The sequence below is a fragment of the Pseudomonas sp. SAR267 genome (genome assembly GCF_052077595.1).
Taxonomy (GTDB): domain Bacteria; phylum Pseudomonadota; class Gammaproteobacteria; order Pseudomonadales; family Pseudomonadaceae; genus Aquipseudomonas; species Aquipseudomonas vlassakiae.
The window spans coordinates 1,400,706-1,418,831 of the sequence record NZ_JBQIHU010000001.1; the positions used below are offsets into that span (position 1 = coordinate 1,400,706).

An 18,126-nucleotide genomic window follows, 5' to 3' on the forward strand; every position below is an offset into this window, starting at 1 on the left:
ATCCAATTCCTAGTTACTGAGCATCAACGGCCAATCGCTGGACATGCTTTCTGCCGGCTTCTGCAAGCGCAGCTTCAGGCTCTTCAACCGGCATCCAGCCCAGCAGGTCACGTGCCTTGCTTGTACTGACTTCCAATGAGCTGAACAATTGTACATACATACCCGGCCGACCCAAGGCAGTCAAAAGCAGCCTGGCCAGCAGCTTGGGCATGTAGAAGCACCTGGCCTTGCGGCCCATGCCAATGGCGAGCGATGCAACGATCTGACGCGTCGAAACGCTGGCACCATCAGCAATCAGGAACAGCTGCCCGGCAGCCTTGTCGTGGGTAATCACCAGCGTCAGGAAGCTGATCAGGTTGTTCAAAGAAACCAGGCTGCGACGGTTATCCAATGCGGCAAAAGGCAAGGGCAAGCCTTTTGCCACCAAGCTCAGCAAGCGCGCAAAATTGCCAGGTGCGCCCGCATCATAAATGAGCGGAGGACGCACAATGACCAACTGCATACCAGTGCCTGCCAGTAGCTCACCCAACGCCTGCTCGGCCTCCAGCTTGGAAACGGCGTAATCCGCAGTTGGCGCTACCTCGCTCTGCTCGGTAAACGCCTGGCCGACAGTCTCGTTGCCATTTACACCAATGGAGCTGACAAAGATGAATCGCCCGACCCCGGCTGCCAATGCAGCCCTGGCCAGCGCCAGGGTCGTTTCTACATTCGCCTGCCGGAAGGCGGCCAATGGGTCCGCTACCTGGTCGTTAAGGACATGCGCACGCCCGGCCAGATGAACGACGCAATCGACGTCCACCAGGCTGTGCTGCACGGTGGCCTGATCCAGCAAGTCCAGTAGCACGACATCCCCGGCCAGCGCTTGGTCCGACTCACGCCGGACCGCAGCCTTTACAGAAAAGCCGCCCTTGACCAGAGACTCGCACAGGTGCCTGCCGACAAAGCCTGAAGCACCCGTAACCATTACCCGGCATGGGCCCACCATTTCAGACTCCCGGAGCAATGTGCGGCCTGCCAATCGCATGGTACGCCACGCCAGCCTGCGCCATCGTCCACGGGTCGAAGAGGTTGCGGCCATCGACCACGACGGCACTGGAGAGCGCATCGCGCAGCATGTGCGGGTCTACAGCTCGGAAAGACTTCCACTCGGTGCAGATCGCCAGGGCGTCGGCTCCAGCCAGGGCCTCTTCCTGTGTAGCTGCGTAGTGGGTATCAGCCCGATCGCCGTAGATGCGCTCGAATTCCTCCATGGCCTTTGGATCGAAGACGCGTACCTTAGCCCCCGCCTGCCAGAGTTGTTCGATAAGCCGACGGCTTGGCGCATCGCGCATATCGTCCGTGTTGGGCTTGAAGGCCAGGCCCCATATCGCGATGGTCTTACCTTCCAGCTGGCCTTTGAAGATGTCCTCGAACGAGGCGAACATCTTTTCTTTCTGGCGCTTGTTGACGCCCTCAACGGCAGCCAGCAGGTCGGCGGAATAACCCACTTCCTGCGCGGTACGGTACAACGCCTGAACATCCTTGGGGAAACAGGAGCCGCCGTAACCACAGCCTGGGTAGATGAAGCTGTAACCGATCCGAGGGTCCGAGCCGATACCGATACGCACCTGCTCGATGTCAGCACCCAGGCGCTCGGCAAGGTTGGACAGCTCGTTCATGAAGCTGATCTTGGTGGCCAGCATGCCGTTGGCCGCGTACTTGGTCAGCTCGGCAGAGCGAACATCCATGAAGATCAGCTTGTCGTGGTTTCGGCTGTAAGGCGCATAGCACTCGCGCATCTTGCGGCGGACGTGCTCGGAATCGGTACCCACCACGATTCGCGCACCTTTTGTGAAGTCCTCGAGGGCTGCACCTTCCTTGAGGAATTCAGGGTTGGAACAGACGTCGAACTGCAGATCGATACCACGAGATGTCAAGGTACGCAGGATTGTGTCCTTGACCTTGTCAGCCGTGCCCACAGGCACTGTCGACTTGTCGACAACAATCTTGGGCTCGGTCATGTGCTGACCAATCGTCTTGGCGACTGCCAGCACGTACTTGAGGTCAGCAGAACCATCCTCATCCGGCGGAGTACCTACCGCGATGAACTGAATCTCTCCGAACGCAACGCCCATGCTGGCATCCGTGGTGAAATCAAGGCGCCCCTCGTGCTGGTTGCGAAGAACCATTTCATCGAGGCCAGGCTCGTAGATTGGGATGATGCCCTTCTTCAAATTATCGATCTTGCGCTGATCGACATCGACGCACACTACGTGATGGCCGACATCCGCCAGGCACGTGCCGGTAACCAACCCTACATAGCCCGAGCCGAAAACAGTAATCTTCATCTATTCACACCTTCAAATTTTGTAGTACGAGCGGTACCAATCAACAAACTTTGCAGCCCCTTCCTGAACAGGCACATTCGGTGTGTACCCGACGGCATCGAACAACCCTTGAGTATCAGCCCACGTCTGCTCGACGTCACCGGGCTGCATGGGCAGGTAATTGCAGCTTGCTTCGATGCCTGTTGCGGCTTCCACGGCGTGGATGAAGTCCATCAGGTTGACCGGGCTGCCGTGACCGATGTTGAACACCGCGCAGGCGTCAAGGTCAGGCTTCTGCAGCAACCGGAGAATGCCGGAAATGATGTCGTCGATGTAGGTAAAGTCGCGCGACAGTTGCCCATGGTTATACACATCGATGGGCTTCCCTTCGAGAATCGCCTTGGTGAACTTGAACATCGCCATATCGGGACGGCCCCACGGGCCGTAGACAGTAAAAAATCTCAAGCCGATGGTCTGAATCCCGTACAGATGAGAGTACGTATGTGCCATCAGCTCATTCGACTTCTTGGTCGCCGCATACAGGCTGATCGGGTGGTCCACCGATTGCTGAGTCGAGAATGGAACATCCTTGCTCAGCCCATAAACAGAACTTGAAGATGCGTAGAACAAGCGCTTGACGTTGTGATTACGGCAACCTTCCAGGATATTCAGAAAACCCACGACATTGCTCTGCACATAGGCCATCGGATTATCGAGCGAGTAGCGGACGCCTGCCTGGGCAGCCAAGTTCACCACACAGTCGAATTTATAAGTGGAAAAGACACTGTCGATCGCTACGCCGTCGACAAGATCCGCACGGATGAACGTGAAGTTTTCAATACTCTCAAGATCCTTGAGCCGCGCTTCCTTGAGGCTGACGTCATAATAATCATTGAGGTTATCCATACCTACCAACTGCTCGGCGGTAGCAGACAAGGCCTTGATCAGCGCATGCCCGATAAATCCGGCTGCGCCGGTAATCAAAATTTTCATTTACGCCTACCGTGCGAATTTGTATAGCAATTGTTTAAGAAATGCGGGAGACCGACGGACGATCGAACGCAACATCGTGTTGACGACAAACGCCCCGCCACTGATAAAACCGATATCCTTCTGGAACCGGATGATAGCGAGCTCATGCTTGAGATAGTCCTTGCCACGCCGCTGCATCAACTCACTGCCTGCACGCATCTTCAAAAGAATGTCCGGCAGGTTCTCAATCCTGTACCCCTTTTGCAACATCAGCGACCACAACGCGTAGTCTTGAGCCTTCCTGAAGCTCGGGTAGCCGCCCACCGCCTGCACTGCTGGCTTGCGGAACATGACGGTCGGGTGGCTGAGCGGGCTGCGGCGTTTGGCAAATGCGCACAGGGCGTCATGGTCCAGCGGCAATCTGCGCGGCCCCAACGACTGCGTCATGGTTACGTCGTATTCTTCAACCATCGCACCCAGCACAGCCACCTCGGGGTGGTCTTGCAAATGCTTCAGCTGTCGTTCGAATCGCTCTGGCAGGCAGATGTCATCGGTATCCATCCGCGCGACAAGTTCATGGGTGCAATACTTCAGCCCTTCATTGAGCGCATTGGCCAGCCCCACGTTTACCGGTAGCACCACCGAAACGATCGGTAGCTTCGACCGAAATTGTTCGATTACCGCCTTCAACGAATCCGCTATCGCCCCATCCTCGACGACCACCAATTCCTGCGCGGTACAGGTCTGTGCCGTCAAGCTGTCCAGGCATGCTGCCAGAAACTCGGGTTTCTCCGATGCGTAAACCGAGATAAGTACGGAAAAGTCAGCAGTCACAGCTCTGATCCCTTTGCAATATTCACACTACTGACGCGCCAGCCAAGCCTGGAACATCAGTACGTTCCAGAGAATTGCCGCATGATTCCGTTTGCCACCGAGGTGCTCTTGCCAGAGCGCCTGCACGGCATCCACATTGAAATGACCTTCGCTACGCAGCTTCCGGGCATCCAGCAAGGCTTGCGCCCAGTCTCGCAGCGGGCCGATCAGCCAGTCCCTCAACGGCACGCCAAACCCCATCTTGGGGCGGTCGATCAACGCGCGATCGACATGCTTGTAGAGCACCTGCTTGAGCGCCCACTTGGTCTCCCCCTCCCGGAACTTGTATTCAAGGGGCAACGACCAGGCGAACTCCACTACCGAGTGATCCAGGAACGGCGCTCGCCCTTCCAGCGACACGGCCATTGCTGCCCGGTCAAGCTTGGTCAGAATATCGCCCGGCAAATATTCTTTCAGATCCCAGGCCATCATCTGCTGTACGTTACACAAACCGTAATTTGCCTGCCGCGACGGACGGGAATCGACTACCGGCTTCAGCAGCAAGTCTTTCGCTTGTGCGTGATTCGAGACGATGTTGTTGTAGACGTCATGCGGCCCGCGGGCGGCAAACACTCCGGCCAGCTTATGGACCTTGTCGCCGATACTGCCCAGCCCCTTGCTACCGGGCAACCATCGGCCAAGCGAGTCCCAGCCCCCCGGTTCCACGGTGGTCAGCAACCGCCCTACGCCCGCCCTGAGACCAGCAGGAATCGGCTTCATGTAACGCCACAACTTACCCGCCACTAGATAACGGTTGTACCCGCAGAACAGTTCATCACCACCATCGCCGGAAAGCGAAACGGTCACCTGCCCCTTAGCCAGCTTGGAAACCAGGAATGTGGGAATCTGCGAAGGATCGGCGAATGGTTCGTCCCATATGTCAGGAAGCATCGGGACCACATCCAGCGCCTGCCTGGCACTGACATAAAGCTCCTCATGCTCCGTGCCGATGTGCTGGGCGACCTCCTTGGCGTATGGCGCTTCATTGAAGCGTGGGTCGTCGAAGCCAATCGAGAAGGTCTTGATCTTCTCCGAAGACTGGGCCTGCATCAGCGCCACGATCAGGGACGAATCCACACCACCGGACAAGAATGCCCCCAAGGGCACATCGGAAAGCATCTGCCTGCCGATGGTCGCCTTCAGTTTGCCTTCCAACGCGGTGACGGCTTCATCCGCAGTTCCCTGAAACGGTGCGTTCAAGCCGCTGCGAATGACCTCATCAACGCTCCAGTACGCCCGTGTCACAGGCTGGGGATCACGCCGAGACACCTGCAGGTACTCGCCGGGCATCAGTTTACTGACGCGGGCATAGATCGATAACGGCGCGGGGACGTAGCCGTACTGCAGGAACAGCGAAAGTGCTTGCGGGTCCACCGGAGATTCGAATCCAGGCGCAGCTTTCAACGCCCTGAGCTCCGAACCGAACAGAAACACCTCGCCCAGCCAACCGTAGTAAAGCGGCTTCTCGCCCAACCGATCACGCATCAGCGTCAATTGCGCCTGTTCACGATCCCATAGCGCAATGGCAAACATGCCATGCAACTGCGAAAGCGTCGCTTCAATGCCATAGACCTCGAAGCATGCGAGCAACGTTTCGGTATCTGAATGCCCAACCCACTGAATGACATGTTGCTCACGGGCAAGCTTGTCTCTCAGGTCAACATGGTTATAGATCTCGCCATTGAAGGCGATCAGGTAACGGCCACTGGCGGAGCGCATGGGCTGAGCACCATGGCTGGATACATCCATGATCGAGAGCCGCCGATGGGAAAGGCCGATACCTGAAGCGGCATCAGACCAGATACCGCTGGAATCAGGGCCGCGATGTTCGATCGCAAGGCCCATGTTTTCCAGAATCTTGTCGGCATCACTACCTAGCGCCGAATGAGAGAGAAGCCCTGCGAAACCGCACATCTCAATTGCCCTCAATCGACGCGTAACGAGAAAGCATATTCATTCTCCAATCTTTCCCCAAGCGCCACGAATGGCGTCTTTTATCCCTGTAATCGCGAAGCTCAACCGTTTCACTTTTCTATCGAAGCACAACGGAATCAGGCACAACTTCGCCAGCATGATGGCACTGTATTTCAACTTCCACTTGCCTGGGACAAAGGGCTTGCCCAACAGGTAGATAAAATTGCGGAACTGGTAATAATGGCGGATGGGGGATGGCATGCCAATGCTCTGGCCAAGGATTTTTTTATGGCCATCGCCCAGCATGTGGGATATTTCCAGGGTGGTGTCGATAAAGATCCGATAGCCGCGCTCGCGACTGCGCCAGCACCATTCCCAGTCGACGAAATCGATGAACAGGTCCTCGTTCTTCAGGCCGACTGCGTCAATGGCATCAAAACGCATGAGAAAGCCGGAACTCAAGGTGTATTCAACCTCGATCACATCGCCGGAGCGGCTGAGTCCGTCATAGACCTCATCACTGTCCTTGCGTACAGCGAGGGGGCCGATGCCGCCTACCTTGATCCCTTTATCCGTCAACTCCTTGAAGCGGCGCAACAGATTGCTAACGTAACCCGCGGGCAACTTGGAGTCCTGGTCCATTTCGATGACGAATTCGCTGCCGAGTGCCTTGGCGGCTTGCATCCCGCGGTTCTGAGCGACGGCAATACCGGCATTGGTGAGTAATGCATTGACCTGCACATTGCCAAAGTGGCTGGCAACTTGCGCAACTTCACGCTGTTTTTCTGCCAAGTCGGAGTTATCCGTAATGACTACGCCCCCCACTTGCTCGGCGTAAGACCGCAGATTTTCAAGAAGCCCACACGCATCGGGGTTGTAGGTCGTCAAGACAATCGAAACTTTTAAACCATCCAGGTTATCAGCCACTAGGCACCCACCTTAGCACTCTGCAAGCTCGACCCGCGAAGAAGCGCACCAAAAAGCTTGACAATGAAAAACAATGTAAAAATATCCAGCACGTACGCCAAACCCGTCGCGGGCTCCAGCAGCACGGGAATGGAGCGAAGCCACAGCGTTGCGCAGATGGCTGCATAGAACGGACCGCCATCAAATCGACTCAAGGACGCAATTGCCGACAGGAAGAATCCGATAAAGGCAGCAAACAACAGTCCTGGGGCCAGGCCAAAATACTTGTAGGAGAACAGGTCAAAATGGCTGGTTGGCCCCCCCGCCACATCATAGTCAGGGTACCAATACAGCAACGCTTGACGACCTACGGTGTAATCATTTACTGGATGCCCGACCAACTCACTCATTTTCGTAATACTGACCAGAGGTGCCAGTAACTGGATAAGCGCGCTATCGGTTTTCAGATCCTCAATAACACCATTGGGCAGAGACAAATAGTACTTGTCCGCATTCGCCAACACCCTCAGCGCGAGACGCTCGTAAAGAATGGGCGTTTCCTGCATGTAGACACCCGTAGAAGCATCATCGACACCCGCCTGCTCAAGATTTCTGCTAAGAACCCAGATGGCAAAAAACAGAACAACAAAAAAAATTGCAAACACCTTGCCGATGCCCAAGCGTAGCCTGTAGCCCTGAACCGCGAGCGCGAACAGCGAGGCGTATATACCTTCTAGAATTGCAAACTTTGCACCATTGAGAAGAGAACTGAGCACCAACAACCCAAGATAGAAAGAAACCAATCCCCAGGTAATCAAACCTCGCTTATGCGCTCTCCAGCGCTCAAAACACATCAACGCGAGGTAGCTCAAAATAAACAGCCGAAAACCATCCGCAACCCTGACGAACGCCCCCACGCCCCGGTTCTGTTCGAACCGATTTGACTCGGCATTCACACCAAAGCCGGTCTTCCACATCAAAAATAACGCCAGCAAGCTATAAGCTAAAAGTACGAAGTAAAATTCGAAGCGGCCCTTTCCTCTAGGCACCAAAAATACTCCGACCACGGAATGCAGCCCGCTCCTCAGGTAAAACCCCATCCGGAAACTCAGCAGAAAAACCCCAGCGTAGGCCATCACGACTGCAAAATAAAAGGAGTCGACATATCCCCCGACATAGAGCGCGAGGACGACCCCGTACGCCGTACCGAACGTAAACGTCCAGTAAAAATGCAACGGATCCATATAGCCCAGCACCGTACGTCGGCGCACGGCCAAATAGGCAAGCAAGCTGGTCAGCAACATGCACCCCAGCATCAAGAGCACATGACTGAAAGCAAACTCAAAAAAGCTTACATCACTCATATTCTGCCCAAAAGATATTTAAGAGCAACGATCGGCATATTCTTCAGACCAGACGCTATTTCAAAAAAACCAGAGGCACGCAACATACGAGACAGCGAGTCGGCATTCCTGCTCTTCAGCGACAGCAACATATAAAAAGCCAGCGCTCGTGAAATAGCCTTACTCCTGACATCAGCAGGTGCCAACGCTTGCATTGTCTGCCTTACCATGAAGTATTGACCTGCGATATTTTTGTATGTGTTGTTCGGATGCTGGCGATACCTCACGCAATCCACTTCCGGCGCAAAGTCAAACTCTCGCCCCTTGCCAGGGTAGCGATTAAGCAACTTTACAAACATCGGGTAATCATCCCACTTGAGCGCTGGATCCCATCCACCCACTTCCTTGAGCGCTCGAACGCGAAAAGCACTGGACTGCAGCAGAATGGGCGATGGAAAGTCGGTAAAAATCTCGCGCGCCCTGCGGCTTTCTTCAAGGTCAAAAAATCTGCGGTGCGACTCTTTGTAGATCGGGCCTGCAACTCCATTTTCGTAGAAGTAGCGCCCACCCCCCAAGATAAAACCGAGTGCTGGGTTAGTCGCCATGCGCTGGCAGAGTTCTTTCACGCCCTGGGGCACAAGTATATCGTCAGACGCAACAATCCAGCAAAACTCGGTATCAATCAACGTCAGCGCAAGATTGAGCGACGACACCAACCCACCATTCGCCTTGGCCACCACCGAAACTTTGTCTTGAACCCCCAGTTGCTCAATTAACGCTGAAACTTTGGCGACGGAGCCATCCGTCGAGCCATCATCAATTACCAAAACTTTCAAGCCAGGCACATCAATGGACAACGCAGCCTGCAAAGACTCGGAAATATAATCAACATGATTGTAAGACGGTATAACCACTGTCAGCATCTTGTAAGCTCCTGCACGCATCAATTCAAGGAAAAAAGCCAGCTATACCGCTTCGACTGCAGGCCTCATAGTCCGTAAATTCCTGCGAATCACTACCCACACAAGGATCCAATAGATGGCATAGTTCAGGGCATAGGCCATGACGACACCCTCAAGCCCCACCGCCCTGATCAGAAATACCGCCAACACATAAAACAATAACGACCCAATTATTTCAGTAAAAATAAAAGCCTTGAACATTGCCTTGCCCAACATGACATAAGCAATGATCCAGCTGCCAATCTTGAGTGCATCACCGACCAACTGCCAGGCAAACAAGTCAGTGACAGGTACAAAATCAGCACTGAACAAAAACAGTACGATGGGCTCTCTCAGCAAATAGATCACCACCGCTGCCAAGACAGTCAATGGCAAGATAACCCGGTACCCAAAACCGATTTCAGCCATCAACTCTGGATACGTCTTGAGCTCTGATAGTCGTGGCAGGAAGTAGATCGACAAGGTCGTGGTCGCCATCATCAAATAGGCAGAACTCAAACGCCACATGGCTTCCCAGTATCCAGCCGCATGCCACCCCAGCGTCTGTCCAATCTCGCTCCGGATCAACATCTGGGTGACAGGAAGGCAGGCCGCCGAAACGATTGCCATCACCGCATATTTCAACAGGTTCCTGACGACACCTTTATCCAGCTGACCAAAGAGCATGGAAAAATTGAAAAACTTCAAGCGGCGACACACGACCAGCGTGGAAAAAAAGGCCACGGACTGATACGTAGCCAACGCGATGAGCGCACCTTTGAGCCCATAAAAATGGACCAGAACAGCCGTAATCAGTACGGAAAGTACGCTACCTGCAATATTGCAGACCACATACCGGGCGATCTCCTTGAGGCCATTCAGCACCGCCAGAAGAAAGGTATTCAAAATAAGAAACACCAAACCCACAGCAAACCAGGCAAACACATCGGAAAGCCCGCCATCATTCAGCAATCTTTCCGCCAACGCTTCACGAAAAAAGAACAATGCACACGCAATGACCAGACTTACCACAACGCTCAAGGTGCCGGCCGTACGCCAGACGGCTACCCGGCGCTTGGCATCATCCGCATACTCGGCCGTATACTTGGTAACTCCCGTGTTAAAAGCACCACCAATCAGCGTAGTGATCAAGGCAACCACATTCTGAAACTGACCGAAGGCCGCGTACCCTGCCGGACCAACGTACAAAGCGAGTATTTTATTGATACCAAGCAGCGCCAACATCTTAGTGACGACCGCAATACCGTTGAGCACGCTAGTTTTGATGAGATTCATCTGTATCGATCCGCAAAAGCACCAAACTTTCCAATCACTACGCACACCTCGAGCAGCGCCGTCAGTTCATTGGGAATGCCAAAAAGCCATGAGCCCTGCCGGCATGCAAAGTGCCATACAGGGTCATGACCCTTCTTCGACGGACTAGAAGCCGTTACACGCGTCGATGACGTGCTCAATCGCTTCCTGTGTCATCGTCGGATCCATCGGCAGGCTGAGCACCTCCTCATGGATCCTCTCCGTGACGGGAAGGCTCAGCCCGTTCAGGTGCTGGTAAGCTTGCTGCTTGTGAGGCGGGATCGGGTAGTGAACCAGGGTCTGTACCCCCTTCGATGCCAGGTGCGCCTGTAGAGCGTCGCGAGCGGCAGTGCGGACAACATACAAGTGCCAGACATGCTCGCCTTCATCGCCATGCGATGGCAATGCGATTCTCGAGTTCTCGATACCCTTGGCGTAGCATTTGGCAATATGGCGACGACGCGCGACCTCGTCATCCAGATGCTTGAGTTTCACATCCAGCATGGCAGCCTGAATTTCATCAAGACGGCTATTGACGCCAACGTAAATGTTTTTGTACTTCTCGTGTGACCCATAATTGCGCAGGGCACAAAGCACTTCCGCCAACTCGGAATCGTTGGTGGTGATGGCACCACCATCCCCCAGAGCACCCAAGTTCTTGCCTGGATAGAAGCTGAAGCCGGACGCGTCGCCCCAACCGCCGACTCTCTTGCCCTGCACTGCGGCACCGTGCGCCTGGGCAGAATCCTCAAGTACTAACAGGCCAAATTCTTCAGCAATTGCACGGATCGCCGGCATGGGCGCAATACGCCCGTACAGGTGTACAGGTAGAATCACCCTGGTACGTGAGTTAACGGCTGCGCGAACTGCTTCGGGCTCGATATTGAAGGTCGCAGGATCGGGCTCTACAAGCACCGGCGTCAGGCCACTTTCAGTGATGGCGAGCACACTGGCAATGTAGGTATTTCCTGGAACGATGACTTCATCGCCATCCTTCAATCGCCCGAGCAACTTCCAAGCTTTGAGCGTCAGGGTCAACGCATCAAGGCCATTCGCGACCCCAATACAAAATTTGACGCCGCAGTAGTCGGCAAAATTACTCTCGAAGCGCTTCAGCGCACCACCATTGATGTACCAGCCTGAATCGATAACATCAGCACAGGCCTTCAACAACTCGTCCCGATATTGATGATTGACCGCTTTCAGGCTCAAAAAATCAATCACGACCCAACTCCCTGATTATTTTGGCAGGATTACCGACTACGACAGCGTAGTCAGGCACATCTCTTGTAACAACAGCACCAGCGCCAACCATCGCATGCTTGCCGATCGTGATACCCGGTAGCAGAGTTGCATTTGCGCCTATGCTGCAACCTTCTTTGAGTAGCGTTTTTGCGTACGCCTCGGGATACTGCCTGGAGCGGGGTATCTTGTCATTGGTGAACGTAGCGTTGGGACCAATGAAGACATTATCCTCGACGCTGACCCCTTCCCACAGGTACACACCACATTTGATGGTTACGTTGTCACCTATGGCAACGCCGCCTTCGATGAAGGTATGTGCACAAACATTACAATCCCTGCCGATTCGAGCACCCCGCAATACCACGGCATACTGCCAGATTCGCGTGCCCTCACCTACATCATCTGTTTGAACATCAGACAACTTGTGAATACTGGCCATTGCCAATCAGCCTCTTGAAATCCCGATAATCACGAATATAGTCGCGCTCGTCATACACTTCACTTGCCACGACCACCAGCACGCAATCCTCACTGAAATCGTGCATCTCGCGCCAGACCATATTACGAACAAAAATTGCTTTGTTTGGCCGATCAATAATATGCTCGACCCGTTCGCGGCCGTCATCCAGCACCATCCGGCAACTTCCCGAGACACAGATGATCAATTGTTGCAAATCACGGTGCGCGTGGAAGCCCCTGCTGACACCTTGCTGGGTACCGAAAATATAATAGATACGCCTGATCGAGAACGGAATATTGAGGTTCTTCTCAATACCAATCAAACTACCACGGTCATCGCTGTGCGATTCCAGCTCAACGATATCTACTTTACCGGGTATCAGATAATCCGTGTGTTCAGCCTTGGTGAAAGTCGGCGCCATCCGATCCTTCTCACTCACCACCGGAGCAACCGTCGTCGGCCAGTCAATTGCCAGATCAGGATCATCCCAGGCCAGGCTCCGCTCATGAACCTTGGAGTAGGTATCCGTCGTGCGGTACTGGAATACAGTGTCATCCTCAAGCGCCATGAAACCATGAGCGAAGCCTTCGGGAATCCAAAGCATCTTTCGGTTCGCTGCGGACAACGTTACGCCAACCCACTGCCCGAACGTCGGTGAACCTTTACGAATATCGACTGCAACATCATAAGCAGCGCCTTGACTCACATTGACGAGCTTGCCCTGCGAACAAGGCGACAGCTGGTAATGCAATCCTCGGACAACTCCTTTCTTCGACATCGAGCAGTTTTCTTGGATGAACGGGCGCGGCACCGGCAAATCACACGCCCTCAACAGCGCGTGAAATTTAGGCTCACTGTAAAACTCGTAAAACCAGCCCCGCTCATCCTCGAAGATTGTTGGTTCGATAATGACAATTTCGGCAATGTCTGTCTTTGTAAGCTTCACTCAGCCAACCTCATATAAATATCGACAGATTCATCCCTGTCACACAACATTTCCCAACTACACTTACAGCACGTCGTTCTTTAAGCCAAAGCTTCATAAGCGCAATTCACAGCTGGTGCGTCACCCATCACACATTTTGCGACACCTGCCAGCCCAAAGGACTGCTGCGTACGCCACGCCATGATCACAACGATGCAGCCACTCATTTTGCCAGTGAACCACTGTTGAGACCACAGCATTTTGCCTTGGGCCCTCGCAGCGCGTTGATCACTTCCAACCACGCCCGCACACACAGCGCCAGCCCTCCTCCAAACGGGCCGAGGAAAAACTTCCTAACATAATCATGGGGTTATGCGCCTTTAGAGACCATAAGTTGTCCGCCGCTGCGTATTTGACAAGGCTTGAACGCCTTCCAATGCGTAGGTCACGACAAAATCAACCCTCTGCGCATCGAAACAATTTTCATTTAATTAAGCCATCGGACCAACGGCCCAAACAGGCCGCCAACACCTCCCAGGGCCTTGACCCCAGGCACCCTGCTTTTTGCCAGATAAAAACGGAGCCGCCCCAATTACAGACAGCCCCTCAACAGCGCCTACAAACAGGTATCTTCGCTAAAAGCCAAAAATTCTATAAATCAGCTTTTTGCAGCACTGAGCTGCGTCTCGGGCAAAAGAACATTGACTTGACGCGAGAGCCCTTCCGGCAAAACATTCGACACAGTACCAGCAACCTCAACGGTTCGCATACGCCGCAGATTTGTCTTGTAAGCAGCCCGTACAAGCGCCATGACGATCCCAAGCATTACACCAACAAGGAAAGTGAACATGACAATCAGTGCTTTGCGCGGCTTTATAGGCTTAGCGGATGCGACGGCTCGCTGATCAATACTGACCAGTTGCAAGCCTTGCAGCTGCGTATCAATGTTTTGCAGTCGCACGCGCTCAGCCCGCAGCGCTTCGACACCTTCCAGAAAGTTCTGATCATTGTCCCGAGCCTTGATAGCCTCGACGCTACGGTTGTTGGAAAGCAACAGGAGCTCTTTACGAATTTCGCCGATTCTGGGCTCTACAAAATCATCCGAGGCACGCTTGCGCAAAGCAGAACGCTCAGCCTCAAGCACTTCTGTCCCCATAAAATAAAGCGGAACCGGCCTGCCATTTACTTCGGTACGAATGATGTTGCCACTTCCAGAAACCTCATCAGCCATCAAAGAGGGTGTGGAAGGCTTTTTCAGGCCCAGACTACGGGCAATACCTATGGCTTCATCAAGCTCTGCCAAACGCGCCTCACGCTGCAACTTTAGCTGTACACGCAATGCCTTGAGTTCATCATTTAATTGCGCTCGCTTGATGGAGTCATTTTCTTCAAGGCGAGCGATACGACCCTCGTTACCGGTCCGATATTCAGCTAGGGCATTACTTAACTTGGCATCTACTTCAACCAAGCGGTTAGCCAGAATAATCTGCATATCCCTTGATAACTGAGCACGCTCCTGCTCCATAGCATAATCAACGAAATCATTAAGCACCGCTGCGCCATTGATATCTCTGCCGTAACGCAATTTCAACCCGATGAAGTCACTTAGCAAATTAGCCTTCTTCGAATCAGCCTGTTCTAGGCTAAGCGCAGTATTATTGAATTCTTGAAAAGCTTGCTCAAGACTCTGTCCTTCTTCCTGGAAGGCGTTGACAAGCTCGGGCCTGGAACGGAAGTAATCCAGCCGCGCACTGTAGGAGTCCAATCTCGCACCGACTCTCCTCAGGGCTTCTGCAGGGGGGAGCGAGTAGATTTTTGAGCGATTCAACGCATCCAGCTGATTAAGCTCAACGGGGCGCAGCGTGGTGGACGCTTCATACTCAGGGGGGATGACGTAGGCAACCGCAACACCGATGATTGCAAACAAAAAACCGAGGGCAGCGATGAATGCGCGCCTGCGCCAGATAGTGCGAAAAAGGTCAAAGAGGTCTGCTTCACCTGAAGCGGCCATGTAGGAGCCGCGAGGATCAATGTTCACGATGGTTAGCCTGCTTGCTAGCGGTGGTTTACCCAAGACAGGCAGAGTTGGCAAGCGCTTCGTGCACCTTCTTCCAGCTATCCATGTCATCGGCGGAGAAGGTGCATTGTTGCACCTTCCGAACCAGACAACAACGACTTGCGACCATGACTGGCACGCCAAGTTCCCTCAAAAGCTGTTTTTTCGCCTCAACCAACGATCACGCCCCAAGGCCACGCAGGCCCCGATCACGATCCCGGCGAGTACCGCGAACGCCATGATGATCGCTTTTCGCGGCTTTACCGGCTTATCGGGGGGAGAAACTGCCCCGTCCTGCTGATACATAGCTACCAGCGATGGATCGATTTTCAGATTGCGCAAAAAGTTGAGCTTCTCTTGCCGCTCACGAAGATTCGGAATGTACGGGTCATTTGATGGGCGAGCTTCAAGATTGGCTATTTCCGCCTCCAGCGCTTTTGTACCACGCATGTAGGTGAGTGCACCGCCCATCCCTGCAGACACCTCACTGGATAAGGTATTAGAGATGATCGGCGGCTTTTCCAAACCTATGGATTTCGCAATCCGCAATGCCTCATTGAGCTGAGCGATCTGATCTGCGCGCTGATTCGCCGCACTGGCACGAGAAGCCCGGATCTGCTGCTCAAGGTTATCCGCCAAGATCGATATGTCGCTGCGCGTCCCACCAAGCAACTCCTCCTTCGCCCGATCCGCAGCCATTTCGGCATAGTTGGATACCCAGATCGCCGCAAGCCTCGGATCTTCAAGGCTCGCTGTAATCACATACCTGTCAGGAATATCCCTGGCGACCAAGGCTACGGTAAGCATGCTGTTGAACTGGGTGTACAAGGCATCACGCGACCCCGCTCGTTCATCTTGAGTCAGCGTTGGCAGGAAGGCATTTCGGAAGAATTTATCCCGCACCGCCTCAGATTGAAGAGACTTCAAATAGATGCTGTATACATCCTTCGCGCTCAGCGGCGCGAGCCCCGTACCTTCCCCTCGACCGAAATTGAGCTGTGCAATCTCATTCTGGGTAGGAGGCCGAATGTAAAGTTTCGCCTCATACACCGGTGAAACCAGCATCACGTAAGCCAAACCCAAAGCAATAACTGGAATTGCCACCATCACAACCCAAAGCTTTTGCCGCCAAATCCCCTGCACAAGCTCAACCAGGTCAATCTCGTCACTACCACTCAGGCGCTCGCGTTCATTGCGCATTTAGTCTTTTTTTCCTTGGGTCCGTCTGATTGCGTCAACAGAGGGGGGGCCACCTCCAAGCCGCAAGGCCCTCCCACCCCTCTCGGGTCAAGCGTAGAGGCAATTTGCCAACCTGCTCGCGATCTTTCAGTCACTTCGCATTAATCAGTAGTAGAGAGAGCCGACCTAAGGAAGTTCCTCACTTTTTTCCAGATTACGCACTTCCCGCCCAACGGTCATTCCGCAATCGTGACGCTCAGCTCATTTCCCGCCGCCGCAAACGTTTCCCTCAATACCCGTGCCAGCACCTGCTTCGCCCGTCCCTCACCATGCACCAACACTACCTGCCGCGCATTACAACCCCGCGCAAATCTCACCAGCCCCGCCTGATCCGCATGCGCCGAATAGCCTCCAAGCGAAACCACCTTGGCCCGGATCTCATACAGCTCACCATCCAGATCAATCCGCACAAATCCTTCCGCACCTTCACTAGCCTGGATCTCAGCCCCAGGAGTGCCCTTGGCCTGGTAGCCAACAAACACCACCTCATGCCGCGGGTCCGCCAGCATCGCCTTGAGATAGCCGACAATCCTCCCGCCTGAGCACATCCCATTCCCAGCAACGACAATCGCCGGGCGTCCGGTGCTCTTCAGGTAATTCACCACCTGCCGGTGACGTGCGTGTGTATCGACGCAAACCAGCTGACCAAACCCCAAGGGGTCGCGCCCCTGATCCAACCGCGCTCTGGCCTCGTCATTCCAGTAGTCATGCAGCTGTCGATAGACACCCGTAATACGCTGTGCCAATGGCGAGTCGAGAATTATGGGTAGCTGCGACCATGCATAGGTGTCATCGCCCTGCACTACAGCAGGGTCGCCAAGCCCCTTGCGGTGAAGGATATCTTCGAGCTCGAACAACAACTCCTGGGTGCGGCCCAGGCTGAATGCGGGAATGAGGATGGTGCCACGGTCCTGCAGCGCGCGATCGATGACCCGCTCGAGCTGCTGCTGGCGATCACTGCGATCCGGATGAAGGCGGTCACCGTAGGTGCTTTCCAATACCAGAACATCAGCCCGCTCCGGTGGCTGTAACTGGCGCATCAATGGATTACCTTCGTGACCAAGGTCACCGGAGAAGACGATACGCTGATTGACGTCCGCCGTTTGCACATCACATTCCACATAGGCGGAGCCCAGTAAATGCCCGGCACGCTGCAAACGAATCATGCACTTGAATTCGGATTTTTCGACCACTGTGTGCCAATTCCCAAAGGGAACCGGCACTACCAGACTATCGATGATCTCAAGGTATCGTGCTACGTGGGCAGGCTCGCTGCTGATGGTCAGCTTGTAGGCATCTTCCAGAACAAGTGGCAACAACTTTGCAGATGGCTCACTGCAAAGGATCGGGCCACGATAACCCGCGGCGAGCAGTGCCGGGATTCGCCCGACATGGTCGAGATGCACGTGAGTGATCACCAGCGCCTGGATACCCTGCACTGCAAAATCGGGAGGCAGCGAACCCGCCCCTGAGGGCGCCTCGGCGCCCTGCTCCAGGCCGCAATCCACCAACAGGCTGGTAGTCGAATCCAGATGGAGCCGGTGGCAGGAACCGGTTACGCCGTGGGTACCACCGTGATGGGAAATGCTAGGGAATTGCATATGAATAAGCGCTCGCCTGGGCTTCTGAATG

15 protein-coding genes and 1 pseudogene are annotated in these 18,126 nt (G+C 54.2%); all 16 read right to left on the bottom strand.

All coding sequences use genetic code 11. The features are described from left to right. Positions 1-13: 13 nt before the first annotated feature. Complete coding sequence (locus tag ACTORR_RS06865; RefSeq protein WP_441343597.1) at positions 14-1,024, bottom strand: NAD-dependent epimerase/dehydratase family protein; 1,011 nt, start codon at positions 1,022-1,024, stop codon at positions 14-16. Further along, positions 987-2,327, bottom strand: a complete 1,341-nt coding sequence (locus tag ACTORR_RS06870) for a UDP-glucose dehydrogenase family protein (protein ID WP_054886618.1) — start codon at positions 2,325-2,327, stop codon at positions 987-989. The genes ACTORR_RS06865 and ACTORR_RS06870 overlap by 38 nt, the downstream gene beginning before the upstream one ends. A 12-nt stretch (positions 2,328-2,339) precedes the next feature. Further along, entirely contained in the window at positions 2,340-3,299 is a 960-nt protein-coding gene (locus ACTORR_RS06875) for an NAD-dependent epimerase/dehydratase family protein (protein WP_054886617.1), read from the bottom strand. A 6-nt stretch (positions 3,300-3,305) separates the two neighbouring features. Next, positions 3,306-4,112 carry a glycosyltransferase gene (locus tag ACTORR_RS06880; RefSeq protein ID WP_313364204.1) on the bottom strand — a complete coding sequence of 269 codons (807 nt, stop codon included), beginning with the start codon at positions 4,110-4,112 and terminating at the stop codon, positions 3,306-3,308. Positions 4,113-4,139: 27 nt separating this feature from the next. Next, positions 4,140-6,065, bottom strand: coding sequence for an asparagine synthase (glutamine-hydrolyzing) (asnB, locus tag ACTORR_RS06885; protein WP_054886615.1), 1,926 nt, complete (start codon positions 6,063-6,065; stop codon positions 4,140-4,142). Positions 6,066-6,104: 39 nt separating this feature from the next. Beyond that, positions 6,105-6,992: a glycosyltransferase family 2 protein gene (locus tag ACTORR_RS06890; protein ID WP_313364203.1), complete on the bottom strand. Its 888-nt coding sequence runs from the start codon at positions 6,990-6,992 to the stop codon at positions 6,105-6,107. Continuing rightward, positions 6,992-8,335, bottom strand: a complete 1,344-nt coding sequence (locus ACTORR_RS06895) for a hypothetical protein (RefSeq protein WP_313364202.1) — start codon at positions 8,333-8,335, stop codon at positions 6,992-6,994. Before ACTORR_RS06895 ends, ACTORR_RS06890 begins: the two co-directional genes overlap by 1 nt. Further along, positions 8,332-9,237: a glycosyltransferase family A protein gene (locus ACTORR_RS06900; RefSeq protein WP_313364201.1), complete on the bottom strand. Its 906-nt coding sequence runs from the start codon at positions 9,235-9,237 to the stop codon at positions 8,332-8,334. Before ACTORR_RS06900 ends, ACTORR_RS06895 begins: the two co-directional genes overlap by 4 nt. 42 nt (positions 9,238-9,279) lie before the next feature. Next, positions 9,280-10,551, bottom strand: coding sequence for an O-antigen translocase (locus ACTORR_RS06905; protein ID WP_054886611.1), 1,272 nt, complete (start codon positions 10,549-10,551; stop codon positions 9,280-9,282). A 144-nt stretch (positions 10,552-10,695) separates the two neighbouring features. Continuing rightward, positions 10,696-11,793, bottom strand: a complete 1,098-nt coding sequence (locus ACTORR_RS06910) for a DegT/DnrJ/EryC1/StrS family aminotransferase (protein ID WP_313364200.1) — start codon at positions 11,791-11,793, stop codon at positions 10,696-10,698. Further along, a complete protein-coding gene (locus tag ACTORR_RS06915; RefSeq protein WP_082433652.1) occupies positions 11,786-12,253 on the bottom strand; it encodes an acyltransferase in 468 nt (155 codons plus the stop codon). The genes ACTORR_RS06910 and ACTORR_RS06915 overlap by 8 nt, the downstream gene beginning before the upstream one ends. Further along, the gene (locus ACTORR_RS06920; RefSeq protein WP_256218675.1) at positions 12,228-12,695 is read right to left on the bottom strand and encodes a sugar 3,4-ketoisomerase; all 468 of its coding nucleotides are present in this window, start codon (positions 12,693-12,695) and stop codon (positions 12,228-12,230) included. The genes ACTORR_RS06915 and ACTORR_RS06920 overlap by 26 nt, the downstream gene beginning before the upstream one ends. Beyond that, positions 12,669-13,220: pseudogene (rfbC, locus tag ACTORR_RS06925) on the bottom strand (dTDP-4-dehydrorhamnose 3,5-epimerase); the annotation flags it as partial. The gene ACTORR_RS06920 and the pseudogene rfbC, both read right to left, overlap by 27 nt. A 637-nt stretch (positions 13,221-13,857) precedes the next feature. Next, complete coding sequence (locus tag ACTORR_RS06930) at positions 13,858-15,237, bottom strand: Wzz/FepE/Etk N-terminal domain-containing protein (protein WP_256218674.1); 1,380 nt, start codon at positions 15,235-15,237, stop codon at positions 13,858-13,860. Between the two features lie 168 nt (positions 15,238-15,405). Continuing rightward, positions 15,406-16,455, bottom strand: coding sequence for an LPS O-antigen chain length determinant protein WzzB (locus tag ACTORR_RS06935; RefSeq protein ID WP_054886608.1), 1,050 nt, complete (start codon positions 16,453-16,455; stop codon positions 15,406-15,408). A 215-nt stretch (positions 16,456-16,670) separates the two neighbouring features. After that, on the bottom strand, positions 16,671-18,095 hold the full coding sequence (locus ACTORR_RS06940) for an MBL fold metallo-hydrolase (protein WP_313364199.1): 1,425 nt from the start codon (positions 18,093-18,095) through the stop codon (positions 16,671-16,673). Positions 18,096-18,126 lie beyond the last annotated feature (31 nt).